General features: G+C 64.4%; 16 protein-coding genes. 5 read left to right on the top strand and 11 right to left on the bottom strand.

Going from position 1 to position 15,512, the window contains the following annotated elements; all coding sequences use genetic code 11:
• Positions 1–3: 3 nt before the first annotated feature.
• Positions 4–1,443: a bifunctional serine/threonine-protein kinase/universal stress protein gene (locus tag IVB24_RS27715; RefSeq protein ID WP_166475523.1), complete on the top strand. Its 1,440-nt coding sequence runs from the start codon at positions 4–6 to the stop codon at positions 1,441–1,443.
• 24 nt (positions 1,444–1,467) lie between these two features.
• Here IVB24_RS27715 and IVB24_RS27710 read toward each other — a convergent pair whose 3' ends face one another.
• Both IVB24_RS27710 and rpe read right to left on the bottom strand, forming a co-directional pair.
• Positions 1,468–1,758, bottom strand: coding sequence for a hypothetical protein (locus tag IVB24_RS27710; protein WP_247769697.1), 291 nt, complete (start codon positions 1,756–1,758; stop codon positions 1,468–1,470).
• Positions 1,759–2,176: 418 nt separating this feature from the next.
• The gene (rpe, locus tag IVB24_RS27705; RefSeq protein WP_247769696.1) at positions 2,177–2,878 is read right to left on the bottom strand and encodes a ribulose-phosphate 3-epimerase; all 702 of its coding nucleotides are present in this window, start codon (positions 2,876–2,878) and stop codon (positions 2,177–2,179) included.
• Between the two features lie 254 nt (positions 2,879–3,132).
• On the opposite strand from rpe, the gene IVB24_RS27700 reads away from it, so the two are divergent.
• Positions 3,133–3,921 carry an EF-hand domain-containing protein gene (locus IVB24_RS27700; protein ID WP_247769695.1) on the top strand — a complete coding sequence of 263 codons (789 nt, stop codon included), beginning with the start codon at positions 3,133–3,135 and terminating at the stop codon, positions 3,919–3,921.
• Positions 3,922–3,934: 13 nt separating this feature from the next.
• On the opposite strand, the gene IVB24_RS27695 is transcribed toward IVB24_RS27700, so the two are convergent.
• Genes IVB24_RS27695 through IVB24_RS27685 form a run of 3 tightly spaced genes read right to left on the bottom strand, consistent with a single transcriptional unit; the run spans position 3,935 to position 8,059 of the window.
• A complete protein-coding gene (locus tag IVB24_RS27695) occupies positions 3,935–4,147 on the bottom strand; it encodes a KTSC domain-containing protein (RefSeq protein WP_247769694.1) in 213 nt (70 codons plus the stop codon).
• A 50-nt stretch (positions 4,148–4,197) separates the two neighbouring features.
• Entirely contained in the window at positions 4,198–5,193 is a 996-nt protein-coding gene (locus IVB24_RS27690; protein ID WP_247769693.1) for a P1 family peptidase, read from the bottom strand.
• 58 nt (positions 5,194–5,251) lie between these two features.
• Positions 5,252–8,059: a PAS domain S-box protein gene (locus tag IVB24_RS27685; protein ID WP_247769692.1), complete on the bottom strand. Its 2,808-nt coding sequence runs from the start codon at positions 8,057–8,059 to the stop codon at positions 5,252–5,254.
• 236 nt (positions 8,060–8,295) lie between these two features.
• Between IVB24_RS27685 and IVB24_RS27680 the strand changes: the two genes are divergently transcribed.
• Positions 8,296–8,682 carry a response regulator gene (locus IVB24_RS27680; protein WP_094972215.1) on the top strand — a complete coding sequence of 129 codons (387 nt, stop codon included), beginning with the start codon at positions 8,296–8,298 and terminating at the stop codon, positions 8,680–8,682.
• A gap of 77 nt (positions 8,683–8,759) precedes the next feature.
• Here IVB24_RS27680 and IVB24_RS27675 read toward each other — a convergent pair whose 3' ends face one another.
• The 5 genes from IVB24_RS27675 to IVB24_RS27655 form a co-directional block, all read right to left on the bottom strand.
• Positions 8,760–9,878: a branched-chain amino acid ABC transporter substrate-binding protein gene (locus IVB24_RS27675; protein WP_094895601.1), complete on the bottom strand. Its 1,119-nt coding sequence runs from the start codon at positions 9,876–9,878 to the stop codon at positions 8,760–8,762.
• A 163-nt stretch (positions 9,879–10,041) separates the two neighbouring features.
• On the bottom strand, positions 10,042–10,785 hold the full coding sequence (locus IVB24_RS27670) for an ABC transporter ATP-binding protein (protein ID WP_166475517.1): 744 nt from the start codon (positions 10,783–10,785) through the stop codon (positions 10,042–10,044).
• The gene (locus IVB24_RS27665; protein ID WP_247769691.1) at positions 10,782–11,615 is read right to left on the bottom strand and encodes an ATP-binding cassette domain-containing protein; all 834 of its coding nucleotides are present in this window, start codon (positions 11,613–11,615) and stop codon (positions 10,782–10,784) included. Before IVB24_RS27665 ends, IVB24_RS27670 begins: the two co-directional genes overlap by 4 nt.
• A complete protein-coding gene (gene livM / locus IVB24_RS27660; RefSeq protein WP_094972211.1) occupies positions 11,612–12,931 on the bottom strand; it encodes a high-affinity branched-chain amino acid ABC transporter permease LivM in 1,320 nt (439 codons plus the stop codon). Before livM ends, IVB24_RS27665 begins: the two co-directional genes overlap by 4 nt.
• A gap of 11 nt (positions 12,932–12,942) precedes the next feature.
• On the bottom strand, positions 12,943–13,860 hold the full coding sequence (locus IVB24_RS27655) for a branched-chain amino acid ABC transporter permease LivH (protein ID WP_166468839.1): 918 nt from the start codon (positions 13,858–13,860) through the stop codon (positions 12,943–12,945).
• Positions 13,861–14,135: 275 nt separating this feature from the next.
• Between IVB24_RS27655 and IVB24_RS27650 the strand changes: the two genes are divergently transcribed.
• Together IVB24_RS27650 and IVB24_RS27645 are read left to right on the top strand one after the other, a co-directional pair.
• Positions 14,136–14,297, top strand: coding sequence for a hypothetical protein (locus tag IVB24_RS27650; protein ID WP_247769690.1), 162 nt, complete (start codon positions 14,136–14,138; stop codon positions 14,295–14,297).
• Between the two features lie 236 nt (positions 14,298–14,533).
• Positions 14,534–15,070 carry a hypothetical protein gene (locus IVB24_RS27645; RefSeq protein WP_140480379.1) on the top strand — a complete coding sequence of 179 codons (537 nt, stop codon included), beginning with the start codon at positions 14,534–14,536 and terminating at the stop codon, positions 15,068–15,070.
• Here the strand turns inward: IVB24_RS27645 and IVB24_RS27640 are convergent.
• Positions 15,032–15,424, bottom strand: a complete 393-nt coding sequence (locus IVB24_RS27640) for a carboxymuconolactone decarboxylase family protein (protein WP_014494190.1) — start codon at positions 15,422–15,424, stop codon at positions 15,032–15,034. The genes IVB24_RS27645 and IVB24_RS27640 overlap by 39 nt on opposite strands.
• Between the last annotated feature and the right edge of the window lie 88 nt (positions 15,425–15,512).

Genomic DNA, 15,512 nt, shown 5'->3' with positions numbered 1-15,512 from the left:
CCGATGCCGAAGCCCCTGGTCAAATCCGGTGCGGTGATCGATGGTTACACCATCGGTGAATGCGTTCATGCGGGCGGCATGGCGACGCTGTGGACGGTCACTCATCCCGGCATCGATGTGCCCTTGCTGATGAAGATCCCGCGGGTGTCGGAGGGCGAGGACCCTGCCGCGATCGTCTCCTTCGAGATGGAGATGATGATCCTGCCGCGGCTGGCGGGTCCGCACGTCCCGGCCTGTTTCGGCACCGGCGATTTCGCACACCAGGCTTATGTCGTGATCGAGCGCATCGGCGGCACCACGCTCTACAAGCGGCTGCCCGACTTGCCGCTGCCTTACGACGAAGCGCGGCAGCTCGTCGCCAGGATCGCAACCGCGCTTGCCGACCTGCACCGGCAGAACGTGATCCATCACGACATCAAGCCGAGCAGCATCATGTTCCGTGATAGCGGCGAGGCGGTGCTGATCGACTACGGCCTGTCGCATCACAACCACCTGCCGGATCTCCTGCAGGAGGAGTTCCGCCTGCCTTACGGCACAGCGCCCTACATGGCACCCGAGCGGCTGTCAGGGGTGCGCGACGATCCGCGCAGCGACCTGTTTTCGCTCGGCGTGCTGCTCTATTTCTTCACCACCGGCGAGCGGCCGTTCGGCGAGGGCGAGACGCTGCGCGCGATGCGGCGCCGGCTGTGGCGCGATCCGCATCCGCCGCGAAGCTTGCGCGCGGACTATCCGCCATGGCTCCAGGAGGTGGTATTGCGGTGCCTCGAGATCGAGCCGGTGCGGCGCTATCCGACGGCGTCCCAGCTCGCCTTCGATCTCACGCATCCGGATCAGATCAGGCTCACGACGCGCTCGGAACGGATGAAACGCGACCCCCTCAGCATCGCCTGGCGGCGCCGCTTCAACCAGGGCGTCATGGCGCCACGCGCGAAATCGGATGTCGCCGCCCAGATCGCATCGAGCCCGATCCTCGCCGTGGCGCTCGATACGATGGAAGGCGCACCGGAGCTGAACGAGGCGTTGCGCGTCACCACCGAGCGCATCCTCGCTACCTTGCCGTCGGCGCGGCTTGCCTGTGTCAACGTGCTCAAGCTGAACCGGATCGCGATTGACCGGACCCTGGACGAGCAGGGCTCCAACAAGCACATCGACCGCCTGGTCGCGCTCAGGCATTGGGCGACGCCGCTCAAGCTGGATGAGAGCCGGCTGTCGGCCCATGTGCTGGAGGCGGTCGATCCAGCCGCCGCGATCCTGGAGTTCGCCGAGGTCAACCAGGTCGACCACGTCATCATCGGCGCGCGGCAGGGCTCGTTCAGGCGCACGCTGCTCGGCAGCGTCTCGGCTAAGGTAGCTTCGGAAGCGGCCTGCACCGTTACCGTGGTACGGCCGCAGCGGATGGCTGGGGACGTCGGCGAGGCCGAAGCTGGCGGAGCGCCGGGATAGCTCGCGTGGCGACTTGAAAGTGGATCAGGCGGCGTGAGCGGTGTGGGCGACGCGCTTGCGGCGGATAGGCCACGAGAATTGCGGGCCGGGCTCGCCGTGATCCGCGCTGCCGCCAAAATACTGGATGATCTCGCGGCAAGGCTCGCAATTAAACAGGTTACGCGAGGCGGATGCCTTGGTCATTTCTTTCAGGCAGTTCGGGCAGTGCGGTTTCATGGGGCGGTCCGGAAAAGAAGTCTCAGTGTCGGCGTTGCGAGGGAAAGCAATGATCGAGGTCCGTCGTGTCGAGCCCTGCATCGTCGTCCAGCGTGCCATCGGTGCGCTCGAAGCGGCCGAAGAAATAATCGAGGCTCGGATGCGGGCGGCGCGGGATTCGGCATCTGCGCTTCGGCTGGCGCTTCACGAGGGCGATTTGCATGACGCTCAACCCCGACGAGGATGAAGGCGGACGATGTGGGCGGAAGCCGCGGCCTTCACCGGTCGCGCGACGTAGAGGCGGCGAGCCGCAACCGCCGCGTTGAACCCGACCCATAATGCCACGCCAGTCCAAATCAGGGTCGTCGTCATGATGTCCTCCCGTCAAAAGCAGGCAGGAATCACTTTGCGGTGATTTGCGAGAATCAGTGAAGTCCGGATGAGTACGGATCAAGGTTGCAATCTTAGGCATTGCGCGCTGCAGCATCCGTAATAGCCGCGGAAAATTGCGATTGTTCGCGTGCGCGCTTGGTCCTGATCAGATCGCTTCGCCGCGCGCCCCCAGCGCCGCGTTGCGGATCGCGGCGATGTTGGTCTTGTAGGCTTCCTGCGTGCCGCCCCGGAATACGGATGTGCCGGCAACGAAGGCGTTGGCGCCCGCCGCCGCGAGCGCGCCCGCAACGTCGGGGCCGACCCCGCCATCAACCTCGATGTCGATCAGGCGTCCCGCTGTCATCGCGCGGATGTCGCGGATCTTGCCGATCGCGGAGGGGATGAAGGCCTGGCCGCCGAAGCCGGGGTTGACCGACATCACCAGCACGAGGTCGACCAGATCGAGGACATATTCGAGCGTGCTGATCGGCGTGCCGGGATTGAGCGAGACGCCGGCCTTCTTGCCGAGTGCGCGGATCGCCTGGAGCGAGCGGTGCAGATGCGGACCGGCCTCCGCATGCACGGTGATGTGGTCGCATCCGGCTTTCGCAAAGGCCTCGAGATAGGGGTCGCAGGGCGAGATCATCAGGTGCGCGTCGAACACTTTCTTCGTGTGCGGGCGCATCGCCTTGATGACGTCGGGGCCGTAGGAAATGTTGGGAACGAAGTGACCGTCCATCACATCGAGATGGATCCAGTCCGCGCCGGCGGCGTCGACGCTGCGCACCTCCTCGCCGAGCCTGGAGAAGTCCGAGGCCAGAATCGAGGGCGCAATTGCCAGGGGGCGGGGGGCGAAGGCTTGGGTCATGACGCGGTTTCCCGTGGCGGCCGAAAGGAGATTGAGCCTCGCCTAACATGGGCCCCCCCGGCGGGCAATGCAGGACAGGCGTGCTTCCTGTGGGCGGAAATTTCTGCCGCCACCGGCACGAATTGCCGGTGTTTCGAGGCTGGGCGATGCGCACGAGGCGTGGATTTCATTGAACTTTTTGCGCTGGCACGCCGATTGCTGACGCTACCTGCAGAACATTGGCTGCGGCATGCCGCATCGGTTGGAGTTGTGCAATGTTGTTCGCCCTTGGTGCCGTATCGAGCGCGCTCGACGCGATCCAGTCGCTGACCAGCTCGAAGTCGTCCTCGCCGACGCAGAAGGCGGGATCCTCGCAGGGCGCGACCAATCCGTTCGCGATCGATAGCAGCAACAGCAGCACGACCAGCGGCGCGACCTCATCGGTGAGCGCCGGCAAATCTCCGCAGATCTCGCCGGAGACGATGAACGCGCTGTTCGCGGCGCAGAGCCAGTCGGCGGGTAACACCAGCGGCGCGACGAGTTCGACCTCCTCAAGCTCGACCTCTTCGACGTCGAAGAGCCGGGATGCAGCACTCAAGGATCTGTTCTCGCAAATCGATGCGAATGGCGACGGCAGCATCACCAAGTCCGAGTTTGAGGACGCGCTCGGCGCAGGCGGGACCAACCTCGCAAAGGCCGACGACGTATTCTCCAAGCTGGATTCGAATACGGACGGCAGCGTGAACCTGGATGAGATGTCGAAGGCGCTGAAGAGCGGCCACGGGCACCATAACGCGCAAGGTGCAGGCGGCGCGGGCGATGGATCGGATTCCTCGTCGAAGCCCAGCGGCGGATCGACCTCGACCACGACGACCGCCGCCGACGGCTCGACCACGACGACCGTCTCCTATGCCGACGGCTTCAAGATGTCGACGACCGTGCCGGGCGCTTCCAGCCCCCGCAACTCGGCTTACGATCTGTTCGCGCAGTTGATGCAGCAGCAAGGCGGGCAGGGGCAGGGTTCTTCGGCGGCTGCCGGTTCGTCGATGTCGATGAGCGTTTGAGCGGCATCCGAGATCAGCCGGCATACTCGTGCGTGATGTCACGATACACATACCGGTCACGGATTTCGCGGTTGAAGTACGTTCCCTTTGAACGCGCTTCCCGGAACGCGGCGGCGACCTCGGCCGGAACATCCTCGTAGACATAGAGGCGTCCGCTGACGAAAGTCACCTTCAGCTCGCGCGTTTCGGGCGCATAGCGGAAGAACCTGATCACGGAAGACGGCATGGCGGTACATCTTGAGCCGCCATGGTAACGCCGTATCAGCCGTTTCGTTTCTAGCCGAATCTGTCCTTCCACGCTGGCAACGCGCCGGGGAAGGGCAGCGCCGTCGCATTGTACACGCCGATTGCGATCGCCCGCGCGACTACGTTGGCGGCGACCATGCCGAGTTCGGTGAGGCCAACCAGCGGTTCGATCGGCTTCTCGCAGGTGGCCGCGGCATACAGCACGTCGCCGTCGAGTGGTGCATGCACCGGATAGATTGCGCGGGCAAATCCGGTGTGCGCGATCATCGCCAGCCGCTTGGCCTGGGGCTTGGTCAGCACCGCGTCGGTGACGACGGCGCCAATGGTGGTGTTTTCGCGCGCGTTCGCGGTAGGGCCGCCCTTGATGCGCATGCGGAGCATGTCGCCGGTGAATTCGTTCGGCAGGCCGCGTCCGCCGAACTCGCCGTTCACCTCGAACGGCGCCGCCCAGAACCAGGGTCCGTTGTCGACGGTGACGCTTCCCACCGCGTTGACGGCGACGATCGCGGCGACCTTGACGCCATCAGGCGTCACCGCCGAGGCCGAGCCGAGCCCGCCCTTGAACGTGGCGGTGGTGGCACCAAGGCCGGCGCCGGCGCTGCCGATCGCGAAGTCGGTGCCGGCGGCGGCCGCCGCAGCGTAGCCGAGGTCGCGATAGGGCGAGAACCGTCCCCAGGCCTTGTCGCCCCCATTGAGCAGGTCGAACAGGATCGCGCCCGGCACGATCGGGATCAATGCTTCCCGAACCCGGTGGCCGCGGCCCTGCTCGGCGAGCCAGGCCTGCACCCCGCCGCCGGCATCGAGGCCGAAGGCGGAACCGCCTGACAGTGTGATCGCGTCGACGCGCTCGACGGTGTTGGCGAGATCGAGCAGTGCGTCTTCGCGCGTGCCGGGTCCGCCGCCGCGGACATCGATCGCCGCGACTGCGGGTTGGTCGAAGATGATCGCGGTCGTGCCGGAGGCCACTTTCGCATCTTCGGCATGGCCGACGCGGACGCCGGCAATATCGGTGAGCAGATTTTTCAAGGCGGCCTCATCGTTGAGTGCAGTTCGTGATCTGCGATAGCGCAGGGAGGACGCAGGCTCAACTGGCGAGCGCGGTCCGGAGCATCTTGGCAAGCTCGGACTTGCGGTAGGGCTTTGCCAGCAGCAGCACGCCGGAATCGAGCCGGCCGTGGTGGACGATCGCGTTTTCGGTGTAGCCCGAGGTGAACAGCGTCTTCAGGTCGGGGCGGCGGCGGGCGGCTTCATCGGCAAGCTGGCGGCCGTTCATGTTGCCCGGCATGATGATGTCGGTGAAGAGCAGGTCGATGGTCTTGTCGCTGTCGATGATGGTCAGGGCCTCGGCGCCGTTGGCAGCCTCGAGCGCGGTATAGCCGAGGCTCTTGACCTGGGTCACCACATATTGCCGCACAAGCGCATCGTCCTCGACGATCAGGATCTTCTCGTCGCCGCCGGTGATGGGCACGTTCTGCAGAGCCTCGATATCGGTCTCCTGCACGCCGCTCGAGCGCGGCAGGTAGATCTTGACGCTCGTGCCGTGGCCCTCCTCGCTGTAGATCTTGATGTGGCCGCCGGACTGCTTGACGAATCCGAACACCATGCTGAGCCCGAGTCCGGTGCCCTTGCCGACCTCCTTGGTGGTGAAGAACGGGTCGAAGACCCGGTCGATCAGCTCCGGCGGGATTCCGGAGCCGGTGTCGCTGACCGCGATCATCACGTAACTGCCGGCGACCATGTCGGCATTCATGCTGGCATAGCCGTCGTCGAGGAAGACGTTGCGGGTCTCCAGCACCAGGGTGCCGCCCTCGGGCATGGCGTCACGCGCGTTCAGCGCGAGATTGAGGATCGCAGTCGAAAGCTGGCCGGGGTCGACCAGCGCCGGCCAGGCATCCTCGGTGAGCTGCGGCATGATGGTGATCTGCTCGCCAAGGGTGGGGTGCAACAGCTTGGCGGCTTCGAGGGCCAGCGCATTGACGTCGATCTCGCGGGGCTGGAGCGGCTGCTTGCGGGCGAAGGCAAGCAGGTGTTTGGTCAGCTGCGCGCCGCGCTCGGCGGCGTCGTCGATCAGCTTGGTGATCGCAGCCAGCTCGGGCCTATCGGCGACCGCGTCCGACAAGATGCCGATCGTGCCGGTGATGACGGTCAGCACGTTGTTGAAGTCGTGAGCGACGCCCCCGGTCAACTGACCGATGGAATCCATTTTCTGGACCTGCCGGAACTGGGCTTCGGCGGCCTGCTTCTCCGTGAGATCCCGGCCGATGAAGAAGTGACGTTTCACCGGCTCGGACCAGGTGCCCATCCAGTTCAGGGCGACCTCGTGACCGTCGTAGTGATAGTAGCGCGCCTCGAAGCTGCGCTTGACTGCGCCGCGCCGCGCCGCGCGCATCTCCTCCCGGGTTCTATCGAGGTCGTCGGGGTGAATGAACTCGGTCGCGCTGTGCCCGATCATCTCTTCCGGGCTGTATCCGAGAATATCCTTCACGCTCGGGCTGACCTGGATGAAATTGCCGAAACCGTCGGTGACTAGGATCAGGTCCTGCGAGGTCTCGAAGATGCGCTGGCGCTCCTCGATCTCGCGGCGAAGCTTTTCCCTGGATTGCTTCTCCTCGGTGATGTCGTGGGCGATCTTGGAGGCGCCGACGATCTCGCCGCTCTCCGCCCGAAGTGGCGAGACGTTGAGGACGACGTCGAGCGCGCGACCATCCTTTCTGAGACGGACCGTCTCGTGCTGGGCAATCGACTCGTTGCTGCTGATACGATTGAGAATGCTCCTGACTTCCGGCTTGCGGTCCTCCGGCACGATGATGTCGATCGACTTGCCGACGGCCTCTGCGGCGGAATAGCCGAACAGGTGCTCGGCGGCGCGATTCCAGCCGGTAATGACGCCGTTGAGCGACTGGGTGATGATGGCGTCGTTGGAGGATTCGACGACGGCGCCATACAGGGCGAGGCGCTTTCCGTAGAAGTCGCGATCTGACGCCGATTGCTCGCGCAGCCTGCCGACGAGACCCACCGTCCGGGCCTGAAGACGAACGTTCTCGATCAACAGCACCGCGAGCACGAAGCTCGACGCGCAGAGGCCATAGAGACGGCCGGCGTAGAAACCGAGATCGAACCGCGCGACGTTGACGATTGCGGACAACGCGATGTCGAACAACCATGCGCACATCACGACCATGAGCCAGACGTCGATCACCGAATGCGGACGCCGGAACCACAGGGAAACGATCGCGGCGAAGCTCAGCGACCACACAAAGGACACGACACCGATCATGGTCGGTGTGTAACGGCCGTCGCGAAGCAGCACCGGCAACAGATCGTGCTGGGCAGTGACGATCCAGGTGAAGGCACCCATGGTCGCGACGACGCCGAGCACGATGGTGTAGATCGCGTTGCTTGTCGCGCCACGGATTCTGGGGCCGCCATCCTCTTCCTTGAGCCAGGCATAGCCCAGCACGAGCAGCGGGAAGGCGCCGTGCCAGATCATGTAGAGCCAGACTGTGGTCTGGGCGCCGGCGCCAAACAGCCCGGTCGGCGCGAACAGGCCGGGGAAGGTGAGGGCATGGATCAGCGCTGCCGCAGCGGTGAACAGGTAGCCGCTCGACAGCCACAGCAGGGCGCGGGTCCGCAATACCGAAAACTGCGACAGCAGCAGCACGGCCGTGACGGTGTCGCACACCGCCAATGCTGATTGATAGCTCGCGACGAAGGCCGGAACGGGCGGTAACTTTATACCTGCGAACGGAACTGCCAATGCGAACAGGATCGAGGAGATGCCGACGATCCATAATGCCGCGGTCCGGTCGGTCGATGTGGCCGGCAGCGTTGAAAGAAACGCGCTTCGGTCGATCGCAGGCGCGTTCATCTCATGCAGACCCGTCTTGAGCATCACCGCAATCCAAGATTTGGCAGTCCTTGACCCCTACGGTAGCCCGGTCCGGGCGCGTGTCGTGAGCTGTTGCCGCGACGACTCAACCGAAGGTTACAGCTTACTTAATTTTTGTGAGAACGCGGAATGGGGAACGGGTAAGATGCGCTTTACTGGGCGGTGTCATAATGCTCTCCCGCCGCGGCGGGTTCCAGGTTTGAATCACAAGATTTGATCGATCCGTAGGGGTTATTCCCATGCCTCGTATTCTCATCATCGACGACCAGAAGGACGTGCGCGCGATGGTCGCGATCGTGCTTCGGGTCAATCATTACGAGGTTGCCGAGGCCGACAGCGGTGCGACCGGGCTGAAAACCTTCGCGGAAGGCTCCTTTGACGCGGCGATCGTCGATATCTTCCTTGGCGACATCAGCGGTGTCGACGTCATCGCGACCCTGCGCGAGCGCGCCCCGGGGCTTCCCGTCATTGCGGTGTCCGGAATGACGGCGCTGGATTTCATGGAGCAGTCGCCCCACCTCGCCAGCGTGGTCTGCCTGCAGAAACCGTTTCGGCCGAACGATCTGCTGCAGGCGCTTCGGAAAGCCCAGGCCGCAGCCGGCGGCGAGCTGCCTGCGGCCATCTGACCCGCCGCGAAAAGAAACGCCCCGGACAAGCCGGGGCGCGGTGATGATCGTATGCGGGCTCGAGGCCCGAAGCGGGCTTAAGTGCCGTTGCCCTTGATCTCGGCGTAGCCGCCCTTGGCGTCCCACTTGTAGACGACGTAGTCGAGCTGCTTGATGTCGCCCTTGGCGTCGTACTCGATCGGGCCGATCACGGTGTCCCACTTGCCGGCCTTCATCGCTTCCATCACCTTCTTGGCGTCGGTGGTGCCGGCCTTCTTGGCCGCCTGCGACCACACCTGCATCGCCGCATAGGTGTAGAGCGTGTAGCCTTCGGGGTCGATGTTCTTGGCCTTGAAGGCGTCGACGATCTTCTTGGCGGTCGGCTTGTTGCGCGGGTCGGGGCCGAAGGTGAACAGCGTGCCTTCGCCCGCCGGGCCGGTGATGGAGGCGTACTCCTTGTCGGCGAGCGCGTCGCCGGCCATCAGGATCGTCTTGAGACCCTGGTCACGCATCTGACGCAGGATCAGGCCACTCTCCTGATGATAGCCGCCGACATAGACGAGGTCGATGTTGTCGCGCTTCAGGCGCGAGACGATCGCGTTGAAGTCCTTGTCGCCCTTGTTGTAGGACTCGTACATCTTCTCGGTGACGCCGGCCTTGTTGAGCGCCTTCTTGGTCTCATCCGCCAGACCCTTGCCATAGGTGGTCTTGTCGTTGAGGATCGCGATGTTCTTGCCCTTGAAGTTCTTGGCGATGTACTGCGCCGCGATCAGGCCTTGCTGATCGTCACGGCCGCAGACGCGCGCCACGTTCCAGAGCTTGCGCTCGGTGAACAGCGGGTTGGTCGAGGCCGGCGTGATCTGCAGCACGTTGCCGTCGGCATAGGCTTCCGAAGCCGGGATCGACGAAGACGAGCAATAGTGCCCGGCCACGAACGGGATCTTCGCGCCGGCGATCTTTTCGGCGATCGAGCGCGCCTGTTTCGGGTCGCAGGCATCGTCCTCGACCGACAGCGCGAGCTTCTTGCCGTTGACGCCGCCGGCGGCATTGATATCGGCCACGGCCATTTCGGCGCCGTTCTTCATCTGGCGGCCGAAGGCGGACTCGCCGCCGGTCATCGGGCCTGCGACTGCGACGGTGACATCCTGCGCGAATGCCGCACCCGACAGCGCGAGCGATGCGCCGAATGCCAGACCGATGAGCTTCAGTGATTTCATGAGATACCTCGCGGGTGGTCGCCTGTGGAAGTTGCCGGGCGTGCCCGGTCCAAACCGACGCCATTCTCGAATGAATCTACTGAGAAGTCACCGGCAAAATACGGGCATCGAGAGAGATATCTCGCCACATTCGGCCGGACGCAGGTCGGGCTTGCCGGCCCGGTCAGCCGTGCCGGCCGCCTTCCAGGTAGGCGGCGCGAATCTCGGGGCGCTGCAACAACTCGGCGCCGGTACCGGCCAGCGTGATCAGGCCATTGACCATGACATAGCCGCGATGGGCGAGCTTGAGGGCGTGGTTGGCGTTCTGCTCGACGATCAGGACGGTCAGGCCGTCCTGCCGGTTCAGCGTGCGGATCGCATCGAAGATCTGGCGCGCGATCAGCGGCGCCAGGCCAAGCGAGGGCTCGTCGAGCAGGAGCAGGCGGGGACGGCTCATCAAGGCGCGGCCGATCGCCAGCATCTGCTGCTCGCCGCCGGACAGGGTTCCGCCGCGCTGGGCGTAACGTTCCTTCAGCCGCGGAAACAGCGTGAAGACGCGTTGCAGCGTCACCTCGCGTTCGGCCTCGGTGCATTCGGTGGCATCCGCCCCCATCTGGAGGTTCTCCGCCACGCTCATGCGCGGGAAGACGCGGCGGCCCTCCGGCGATTGCGCGATGCGCAAATGCGCGATCTCATGGGTGGGGACGTCGGTGATGTCGCGGCCTTCATACAGGATCTGCCCCGCACGGGCGCGCGGCTTGCCGAAGATCGTCATCATCAGCGTCGACTTGCCGGCGCCGTTGGCGCCGATCAGCGCCACGATCTCGCCGGAGTTGATCTCGACGTCGACGCCCTTCAGCGCCTCGATCTTGCCGTAGGCGGCGCGCAGGCCCCGGATCGCGAGCAGAGGGGACGGTGCCGCGGTCATGAGCCGCCCTCCATCACGGCTGCCGCCTCTTCCTCGTCGGCGCCGAGATAGGCGGCGATCACCTTGGGATCGTCGCGGACCTCGCGCGGCGTGCCTTCGGCGATCTTGACGCCATGGTCCATCACCACGATGTGGTCGGAGATCTCCATCACCACCGACATGTCATGCTCGATCAGGAGGATCGAGGTGCCGAGCTCGTCGCAGATCGAGAGCAGGAGCTCGCTCAAGGCCGCGCTCTCGCGCGCATTGAGGCCGGCGGCGGGCTCGTCCAGGCATAGCAGTGCGGGCTCCGTGCACATTGCGCGCGCGATCTCGAGCCGGCGCTGGTCGCCATAGGCGAAATTGCCGGCGGCATCGTCGGCGCGGTCGAGCAGATTGACCCGCTTGAGCCAGTCCGTGGCGAGATCGATCGCGCGCTTTTCGGCGTCGCGATAGCCGGAGGCGCCGATCAGGCCGAGGAAGGTGAAGCCGGAGGCGCGCATCAAGGCGTTGTGCTGCGCCACCATCAGGTTTTCCAGCGCGGTCATGCCTGGAAACAGGCGGATGTTCTGGAAGGTGCGGGCCACCTTGGCCTGCTTGGCGATGTTGAAATCGTTCAGCCGCTCCAGCGCGATCGTCTTGCCGCCGTCATGGGTGAGGCGAATGGAGCCGCCGCTCGGTTTGTAGAATCCGGTGATGCAGTTGAAGACGGTGGTCTTGCCGGCGCCGTTCGGCCCGATCAGCGCGGTGATCTTCTTCCGCTCGGCGGCGAACGAAAGGTCCTGCACGGCAACGATGCCGCCGAAGCGCATGGCGAGCCGGTCGACGTTGAGAATCTTGTCGCCGATCATCCGTGCCCTTCCTTGACGAGGTCGGAGGAGATCGCTTTCGCCTTGGTCAGATACACGGTGGGCGCGCGATGGCCGATCAGGCCGCGCGGGCGCCAGATCATGATCAGCACCATGGCCATGCCGAACACCAGCATGCGATAGCCTTCCAGGCTCCGGAACAATTCGAAGCCGCCGATCATGGCGAGCGCGGAGAGCGCGACGCCGAGCTGCGAGCCCATGCCGCCGAGGACGACGATGGCGAGCACCAGCGCCGATTCCTGAAAGGTGAAGGATTCTGGGCTGATGAAGCCTTGCCGGGTGGCGAAGAACGCGCCGGCAAAGCCGCCGAACATCGCACCCGTCGCAAACGCCGTGAGCTTGGTTGTCGTGGTGTTGATGCCGAGCGCGCGGCAGGCGACCTCGTCCTCGCGCAGAGCTTCCCAGGCTCGCCCGATCGGCAGCCGGCGCAGCCGGATCGTCGCCCAGTTAGTGAGCAGCGCCAGCGCCAGGATCAGATAGAACAGGAAGACGATGCGGTGCGTCGGCGAATATTCGATGCCGAGCCTGGCGGCGAGCCCGTCATCGCTGTTGTCGAGCGGGATGCCGAAGAAGGAGGGGCGGGGAATGCCGGAGACGCCGTTGGGCCCGCCGGTGAGATCCTGCCAGTTGATGATGACGAGGCGGATGATCTCTCCGAAGGCGAGCGTCACGATGGCGAGATAGTCGCCGCGCAGGCGCAGCACGGGGAAGCCGAGCAGAACGCCCCAGAACGCCGCGAGGATGCCGGCGAGCGGCAGGCAGATCCAGAACGACCAGCCGAAATTGGTGGCGAGCAGTCCGTAGGAATAGGCGCCGACCGCATAGAAGGCGACGTAGCCGAGATCGAGCAGGCCGGCAAGGCCGACCACGACGTTCAATCCCCACCCCAGCATGACATAGGTGAGCACTAGGATCGCGAGGTCGAGGATGTAGCGCTGGTTATAGAAGATGACAGGCACCAGCAGCGTGAAGATCAGCAGCGCCGGCGCGAGGTAGCGGCCGATGAACGATATGCCGCTCTGCACCGCCGGCGGCACCAGCTTCTCGGCGCCGGTCGGGCCGATCCATTGCCTGAGCAGCTCGATCACGATCGAGCCGCCGAACACGGCGGCGACGATGGACGCGAGGTCGCCGAAGCGGGTCCAATAGGTGAGCTGGCCGGAGGAGCCTGCCTCGGTGCGGATGCCGATCATCAGCGAGAACAGCACCAGCGCGATCAGCGCGTTGACGAAGGCTGTCTTCAGGAGAGCGGGGATGCTCGTTGCAGGTTTGGCCGGGTTGGTCGTGGGAGCTGTCACGCGTGCGACCGTCAGACTTTTTCGACTTCAGGACGGCCGAGCAGGCCGGTCGGCATGAAGATCAGCACCACGATCAGGATCGAGAACGCGGCGACGTCCTTGTACTCGACCGAGAAATAGGCCGACCACAACGTCTCGATCAGGCCGATCGCGAGGCCGCCGAGCATGGCGCCCGGCAGCGAGCCGATGCCGCCGAGCACGGCAGCGGTGAACGCCTTGATGCCGGCGACGAAGCCCATGAAGAAATCGACGAGGCCGTAATAGAGCAGGTACATCAGGCCCGCGACCGCGGCGAGCGCCGCCCCGATCACGAAGGTCATCGAGATGGTGCGGTCGACGTCGACGCCGAGCAGCGCCGCCATGGTCTGGTCCTGCTCGCAGGCGCGCATGTCGCGGCCGAGCCTTGTGCGCGACACCAGCCAGGTGAAGATCGCCAAGAGCACGATGGTGGTGATGACCACGATGATCTGGATGTTGGAGAGCTGGATCACGAAGCCGTCCGCGCTCTCGTGCAAAGTATAGCCGCCGGTGATGACGGGCGGGATCGGCTTGACCCGCGCGCCCTGCGCCACCTGCGAGTAGTTTGTCAGCACGAAGGACATGCCGATCGCCGACAGCATCGGGGCGAGGCGGAAGGAGTGGCGAAGCGGTCGGTAGGCGATGCGCTCGATGGTCCAGCCATAGAGCGCGGTGATCGCCATCGAGACCAGCAGCACGATCAGCAGGATCACCGGGATCGCGGTCAGGCCGGTCGAGATCAGCAGCAGAAAGGTGATCAGGGCGATGAAGCCGCCGATCATGAAGACGTCGCCATGGGCGAAGTTGATCATGCCGACGATGCCGTAGACCATCGTGTAGCCGATGGCGATCAGGCCGTAGATGGAGCCCAGGACGAGACCGTTGATGAGCTGTTGGGCGAAATAATCCATGGGCTGCCGTACCAAACCTGACGCGGGCTCAAAGGGAGCTCTTTGAAGAGTTCTCGGGCCCCGGCAGCCCTTGAGCATTCATCCGGTTTTGTAACAGGAGGGAACTGGCGGCTGCAACTAGCCAAGCCTCGGCATGAGGGCTTGTACAGAACTCATTTGGCTACGGACGTCATATCGGGGTTCCGGCAGGTGCGAGGAACCGGGTTCCGCATAGCAACCAAAATCGATGCGCGCGGTTGTCTCCCCTCTGACGTCCAACAAGGGAGTTTCCCGACATGACGAACCAGCAGAACCAGAATCCGGGCCAGCAAGGCCAGAAACCCGATCAGCAGCAGGGCGGCGGCCAGAAACCCGGCCAGCAGCAGCAGGATCCGCAGCGCCAGGGCGACAAGCCTGGCCAGCAGCAGGGTGGCCAGCACAGCAAGGACAAGAAGTAGATTTGGGAGCCCAAGAGCTTTAGGAGCCGAGGAGCTTTACCAAGAGTTTTAGGAGCCCAAGAGCGAAGGGCAGTGATGAAGGCCCCGCCGAAAGGCGGGGCCTTTTCGTTGGCTGCGCGGTCCACAGGTCGGTTAAGGTAAACAAAGGGTTTAAATTGCCGCCACAGTCTGATGCGAGTTAGCTCCCGGCAAAGCCTTCCCAGCGAAGGCGCGTGATCGACGAAGCGGGAAGCGGCATGTTCAGGAATTGGCGGATCGGCTCGGTCAACGGCGCGCTGCTGGCGGCCTATTTCATTCCGGCCTGGACTCTTGTCGCCTTCAACATCATCGTCGCGCCGGTGCACGGCCTCTACGAGCGGCCGAGCGTCGCCGTTGCGCTGTATCTCAGCGACCATCTCCAGATGGCTGGCCTGGAAACGGTGCGTGCGGCCTGGCTGCTTGCGCTCGGCCGGCTGACGGTCGTGGCGTTCTTTGCGATCTACCTCGTGCTGCTCTGTATTCCCCGCATCCGCAAGTCCGGCGGCAGCGACGAGGCGCTCGGGATCGCGCTGGCGATCGGCAGCCTGATCTCGTTTGCCAGCATGGTGATGGCTTCGAAGGTCGGCGAGATGGCCGCGCTCCGGCTGCACGCCACCGAGCTGTTGCTGCTGCTCGGTGCTGCCATTGTGATCCTGATCGAGCGGCCCGAGGCGGCTCCGCAGACTGTCGAGACGCCTGCCGAGATCCCTGCGTCGTTAGGACTTGAGCAGGCCGAGCTCCTGCACAATCGCTGAGGCTTCCTTGACGGCGTGGTTCGCCGCCGGCACGCCGCAATAGATCGCCTGCTGCAGCAGGATTTCCTTGATGTCGTCGGGCGTGAAGCCGCCCTCCGCGAGCGCCGCGCGCACGTGCAGGCGGAATTCGTCCCATTGCCCGAGTGCGACCATGGTGCCGATCACCAGCACCCGCCGCGTCCGCTCGTCGAAATGCGGCCGGGTCCAGATCTCGCCCCAGGCATAGCGCGTGATCATGTCCTGGAAGTCGGTGTTGAAGGCATTGCGGTTCGCGATCGACTTGTCGACCCAGGCGTTGCCCAACACTTTTCTGCGTACGTTCATGCCGGCATCGCGGCGCTTTTGGTCGTCCATCCATCCTCCTCTCCGTCATTGCGAGGAGCGTAGCGACGAAGCAATCCAGAATGTCTCCGCGGAGAGATCTCTGGATTGCTTCGCTACG

Origin of the sequence: Bradyrhizobium sp. 192, assembly GCF_023100965.1 — a bacterium.
Taxonomy (GTDB): domain Bacteria; phylum Pseudomonadota; class Alphaproteobacteria; order Rhizobiales; family Xanthobacteraceae; genus Bradyrhizobium; species Bradyrhizobium symbiodeficiens.
The sequence above is the reverse complement of the archived record's forward strand: the minus strand, read 5'-3'. Positions and strand labels throughout refer to the sequence as shown.